4 protein-coding genes are annotated in these 6,000 nt (G+C 65.4%); 2 read left to right on the top strand and 2 right to left on the bottom strand.

Annotated features, from left to right (window positions below):
* Positions 1-162 precede the first annotated feature (162 nt).
* Entirely contained in the window at positions 163-1,125 is a 963-nt protein-coding gene (locus ON40_RS35750; RefSeq protein ID WP_040829738.1) for a DUF5996 family protein, read from the bottom strand.
* A gap of 62 nt (positions 1,126-1,187) precedes the next feature.
* Positions 1,188-2,033 (bottom strand): NmrA/HSCARG family protein, encoded by an 846-nt coding sequence (locus ON40_RS35745; protein ID WP_040829737.1) that lies wholly within the window; start codon positions 2,031-2,033, stop codon positions 1,188-1,190.
* Positions 2,034-2,745: 712 nt separating this feature from the next.
* Here ON40_RS35745 and ON40_RS35740 point away from each other — a divergent pair.
* Together ON40_RS35740 and ON40_RS35735 are read left to right on the top strand one after the other, a co-directional pair.
* Positions 2,746-3,489, top strand: a complete 744-nt coding sequence (locus ON40_RS35740) for an HAD family hydrolase (RefSeq protein WP_040829748.1) — start codon at positions 2,746-2,748, stop codon at positions 3,487-3,489.
* A complete protein-coding gene (locus tag ON40_RS35735; RefSeq protein ID WP_083896152.1) occupies positions 3,486-5,921 on the top strand; it encodes a glycoside hydrolase family 65 protein in 2,436 nt (811 codons plus the stop codon). Before ON40_RS35740 ends, ON40_RS35735 begins: the two co-directional genes overlap by 4 nt.
* Positions 5,922-6,000 lie beyond the last annotated feature (79 nt).

Here is a 6,000-nt window from a genome sequence, read left to right as displayed (position 1 = left end):
ACCAGCGCCACGGCCGGGAACAACGTGACCCACCGACGTAATCGACGTAGCTCAGCGGGAAGTGAGCGATCCAGCAGCGGCTGTGACCTAGCGGTCAGTCGTGGTTGCGAGGTAGTCGATCCAGCTGCTCTGGGCGTATTCGTGATTTCTGTTCCTGTGGGGTCAGCGCAGCGACCAGGGCGCCGCAGCTCGCTTCAGGGCCCACCGCAGCGGATTGCATTCGAGCGTGTTTCGGTCCCAATGGCCGAGTTCGGCTGCCGCCTCATATGTTTCGCGCAGGAATGCGGTCACCAGCGCGTTCGGATCGTCTGCGGCACGCACCCTTTCATAGGGTAGGACGAATTCGCCCAGATCGGCGTCGTAGGCTGCGCCGGGCACATGTAGCCGACGTTCACGGTAGCCGTCGGGTTCGGGATAGGAGTAGGCGTAGAACGCGCCTTCCGCACCGCCGCCGGGCCAGAATCCGCAGCTGCTGAGCTCGTGGGAATAGCCCTCCACCATCACCCAATCGGCACAGTACGGTGCACCGCCGCCGTGTTCGGGCGCACTCCGTCCCGAGAAACGGGTACACGCCAGATCCATTGCACCCCAATAGAAATGCACCGGACTGGATTTACCGCTGAAGCCGGAACGGAACTCGTTGAGCAGGCGGTTGGCATGCACGAGCTGCCTCCAGAACGTCTGCGCGGACTGCGGATCGTACGAGATGTGCCGGGTGTCCTCGGCGAACGGAATCGACGGGTCGACTTCATTGGGGCGGCCCTGGATCCGGGTCTCGAGCCCCAGTTCGTCCAGGGCCTGCATGGTTTCGGTGTAAAACTGCGCCACCGATTTCGGTGCGAGCACCACGCTCCGGGTATCGCCGTTGTCGGCCCGGATCACCAATTGCTGTGCAAAGAAATCGAATTCGATATCGAAGAGCCGATCGGCGTAGGGGATCGCCGAGGTCGTGAGCCCACGCGGACTCACATAGAGGGTGACCTGCCACCAGTGATTCAACAAAGGAGCGTGCGCGAGCCGGATCTTGCCCACCACCTGTGTCCACATGTGCAGGGTTTCGCGGGTATCGGTCCAGTCCGCCACCCGCAGCTGCGGCCACGCGGTGGCGGAATTCGTCTCCGGCATATCAGTAATTCCCTTCGTCCTCGGTTTCGACTCAGGTCCGGACTCCGTGGAACGCTCCGGCCTCAGCGGATGAAGGTTCGTCGCGTCCAGTCACGAAACGAGGTCCACTCGATCTCGGGGTTCGCGCGATGCAGGGCATCGATATCGACGCGATAACCACCGCCGTTGAGGAATGTCCACATGGCGTGCATGTCCGCATTGCCGATCGTGGCGAGTGGAGTCTGCCGATGGATGACGGGCCGCCCCAATGCATCGCCGATCGCCGCGGCCATCTCGGCTGGGGTGACGGAATCGCCGGCCAGCTCGATGCGTTCGCCGAGATACTTCCGCGGCTCGGCCAGAACGTGAGCAACGAACTGCCCCAAATCTTCTCGCGCCAGCTGCTGTAGTGGCCGATCGGCAGGCAAGGGCAGCTCCAGCACACCATCGAGCAGTTCTTGCCGGCCGCCCAGAGCATTGTCGAAGAAGTACGTCGGAGCGACAACGGTCGCCGGGAGTCCGCTGGCGCTCAACTCCTGCTCGATCACCGCCTTGCTCTCGAAATGCGGAATCGTGGTCATCTGATCCGCCGAGGCCACCGAACTGAACACCAGATGCGCCACCCCCGCATCACCCGCCGCACCAATGATCGCCCGTCCCTGCCGGACCTCCGCATCCACACCCGCTTCGAACGGCGTGGTCACAGCGAACACGCCCGCGACGCTCGCCATCGCCGCCGCCAGCGCGGCCCGATCATCCAGCGATCCGCCCACGAGTTCCACACCCCGCTCGCCGAGTCGTTGTGCACGTGGACTTCGGGTATCACGCACCATTGCTCGCACCGCCGCGCCACGGGACAGCAATGCATCGGCGACAGCCCCGCCTTGCCCGCCTGTGGCACCGAGCACCAGGTCGACGGCGTTTGTCATGGCACTCCAATCCGAGCATTAGGTCAGAAGTATTGGCAGAGCCTACCGACACGCTTGCCCGATCGATCGGCGGCGACACCGGCGATGAACCGGGAATATCGAAGGAGCGTCCAGAATTAAGGCGAATGCGGGGCGCAGTATCGGTGAACGTCTGGCGTGGTGGCGAATTGCGATGACCCGCGTGCCCCTTATCACCATGCCTGCGCGCGATCGCGCCGAGATGCCGACAGCAAGGCATGTACCGGGGAGCCCTAGGCCTGGTCGGCGTGCATTCCGGATGGTTGGATCGATCCCATCTCCTGGACCCGTGTACGGGTTCTCGCATCGCCGGCTCCTGGAAGACGCCGTCGCGCCTGTGTAGTTTGGTGAGCCCCTGGGGAACACCCTCGTTCGAGCGGTGCCCGGCGATCTCGTCGAATTGGACGGGCGTGGAACTGCAACAGCTGTCGGGATACCATGAATTGCAGGCCATATCGGGGCGGTCGGGCGGCTGTCAAAGTGGTCTCGGAGTTCGCACTGGCAGCGCCTCGGCGGTGCCCGCCCCAGTCGCGGTTCGGCGAATGTCGAGCCCGGTCGCTGGAGGGTGCGAGTTGGACGGCAGTCCTTCACCGCCCAAGCCTCCGTAGTGTCACCTCGTTCAAGCCGGTTCAGACGGTTGGCTTGTCGATCTTGCTGTTCACGAACTCGCGGGATGAAGGGGCATTTGGCAGTGATGACTGGACTGGGTCTTCCGGATGTCATTCGTGCTTGCCTGTTCGATCTGGATGGGGTGTTGACCAAGACTGCGGTGGTACATGCCGCAGCCTGGAAGGAAGTCTTCGACGACTTCCTGCGGCGTCGGGAGGGCCCGGATTTCCGGGCGTTCGATGCGGTCGCCGATTACGACGAGTACGTTGACGGCCGTCCGCGCGCCGACGGCGTAAGGGTCTTCCTGGCCTCGCGCGGGATCGAGCTGCCCGAGGGCTCGGACGATGACCTACCGGAGCTGGATACCGTGCACGGTCTCGGCAACCGCAAGAACGTCCTGCTGTTGGAGAAGATCCGCACACAAGGCGTCGAAGCGTACGCGGGGTCCGTCCGCTATGTCGAGACCATCCGGGCGTCCGGATTGTCCACCGCTGTGGTCTCTTCCAGCGCCAACGCCCGTGACGTCCTGGCATCGGCGGGGATCGAGGCGCTGTTCGACGTACGGATCGACGGCGTCGTCGCCGCTGAGCGGAAGCTGCCCGGTAAACCGCATCCGGACACCTACCTTCGAGCAGCGCGCGACCTCGGTGTCGAGCCCGGCGCTGCCGCTGTTTTCGAGGACGCGCTGGCCGGGATGGATGCCGGGCGGTCCGGCCACTTCGGATACGTCGTGGGAGTCGATCGGGTTGGTCAGGCCGACGCGCTGCGCCAGCACGGCGCAGACGTCGTCGTCGGTGACCTCGCCGAGCTGCTGGAGGACAGAATGTGATTACTCATTCCGCGTATGTGGTCGAGCCATGGTGTGTGCGCGAGACCGCGCTGCACTGGGACGTCCTGGCACAGAGCGAATCCGTCTTCGCCTTATCCAACGGACACATCGGGTGGCGAGGCAACCTCGACGAGGGCGAGCCGCATGGCTTGCCGGGCAGCTACCTCAACGGTGTGCATGAACTACATCCACTGCCGTATGCCGAGGCGGGCTACGGCTACCCGGAGTCCGGCCAGACGGTCATCAATGTCACCAATGGCAAGCTCATTCGTCTCTTGGTCGACGACGAGCCGTTCGACCTGCGCTACGGACGGCTGCTGTCGCATGAGCGGGTGCTGGATCTGCGCAGTGGGCTGCTGCACCGGACATGCGAGTGGACCTCGCCGGTCGGCAAGAGTGTGCGGGTGCGCTCCACACGCCTGGTCTCCTTCACCCAGCGAGCCATCGCCGCGATCGCCTACGAGGTGGAACCGCTCGATGACGAGGTGCAGCTCGTCCTGCAGTCCGAACTCGTAGCCAACGAGCAACTGCCCACCCCGAGCGGTGATCCGCGGGTTTCCGCCGCCCTGGAATCCCCGCTGCGGCCCGAGGAGAACGACGCCCAGGGCACGCGGTTGCGACTGGTGCACCGCACCACCGCCAGTGGTCTGCGGGTCGCAGCTGCCGCTGACCACATGGTGAATGGCCCGGCGTCCACCCGGACCTCCGTTGAGAGTGGGGAAGACGTGGCTCGGCTCACCGTCATCACCGACCTCGCACCGGGCCGGACGCTCCGCGTGGTGAAGCTGGTCTCCTACGGCTGGTCCGAGGTGCGCTCGCTACCCGCCCTGCGGGACCAGGTGGACGCCGCGCTCGCCGGTGCCCGGAGCACCGGCTGGCAGGGGCTGGTCGACCAGCAGCAAGGGTTCCTGGATGACTTCTGGGAACATGCCGATGTCGAGGTCGACGGCGATGCGGAGATCCAGCAGGCCGTCCGGTTCGCCCTCTTCCACGTGATCCAGGCTGCCGTGAGGGCCGAGCAGCGGGCCATCCCGGCCAAGGGCCTGACCGGCTCCGGATACGACGGGCACGCATTCTGGGACACCGAGATCTTCGTGCTGCCGCTGCTCACCTTCGCTCATCCCAACTGCGTCGCCGAGGCGTTGCGCTGGCGGCAGCGCACGCTGCCCGCTGCTCGCGCCCGTGCTCGCCAACTGGGCCTGAAGGGCGCGGCTTTCCCCTGGCGAACCATCGATGGGGCAGAGTGCTCCAGCTATTGGCCGGCCGGCACCGCGGCCTTGCACATCAACGCCGATATCGCCCATGCCGTGATTCGCTACGTTTCCCTCACCGGCGACGTGGAGTTCGAGCGCGAGACCGCCGTGGAACTGCTGGTGGAGACCGCCCGGCTGTGGTACTCCCTCGGGCATCACGACTCGCTCGGCCACTTCCACATCGACGGTGTCACCGGCCCCGACGAGTACAGCGCGATCGCCGACGACAACACCTACACCAACCTGATGGCCCAGGAGAACCTGCGGGCCGCCGCCGATACCGCCGAGCGCCACCCCGACCAGGCCGCCACCCTGGGGGTCGACGACGAGGAGACCGCGGCATGGCGCGATGCCGCCACGTCGATGACGGTGCCCTACAACAGCGAGCTGGGAATCCATGAGCAGTCGGCGGGCTTCACCCGCCACCAACTGTGGGATTTCGCCTCCACCGGCCCTGACGACTATCCGCTGATGCTGCACTTCCCCTACGGCGACCTGTACCGCAAGCAGGTGATCAAACAGGCGGACCTGGTGCTGGCGATGTACCTGCGGGGTGAGGTCTTCGAGCAGGACCAGAAGGCCCGGAACTTCGCTTACTACGAGGCGCTCACCGTGCGGGACTCCTCACTGTCGGCATGTGTTCAGGCGGTGATCGCCGCCGAGGTCGGACATCTGCGCCTGGCCTACGACTACCTCGGTGAGGCGGCGCTGATGGATCTGGAAGATCTGGAGAAGAACACCCCCGACGGCCTGCACATCGCCTCACTCGCGGGCTCGTGGATCGCGTTGGTCGCTGGCTTCGCGGGCATGCGTTACCGCGAGGGAACCCTGCATTTCGCTCCCCGGCTGCCTGAGAACCTCAGCCGGCTGGCCTTCTCCGTCCACGCACGGCAGCGGTGTCTGCGAGTGGAGATCACCGACTCCCGGGCCAGTTACACCCTGGCCGAAGGAGAACCGCTCCAGATCGGGCACTGCGGCGAACTGCTGACGATATCCCGCGACACTCCGCAGACACGCCCGGTAAAACGGCCGACCACCCTGCCAGAGCCCGCTCAACCGCCCGGACGCCGCCCCGGGCGCCCCGCTCCTAGCCAACCTGAACGGGTAGAAGCTGAGACTGGGCTGTCGAGCCACACTCGGCCCGCGGGTAACGCGGTGAGATCTCCGCCGAATTCGTAGGCCGAATGGTAGGCGAGCGCGTTTCCCGAACCGGCGACTCCCGTCAGGGCTTCGTCGTTTCCGGTCGCGAGGGCCGGCG

Source organism: Nocardia jiangxiensis NBRC 101359 (assembly GCF_000308615.1).
In the GTDB taxonomy this organism is placed as follows: Bacteria; Actinomycetota; Actinomycetes; order Mycobacteriales; family Mycobacteriaceae; genus Nocardia; species Nocardia jiangxiensis.
The sequence above is the reverse complement of the archived record's forward strand: the minus strand, read 5'-3'. Positions and strand labels throughout refer to the sequence as shown.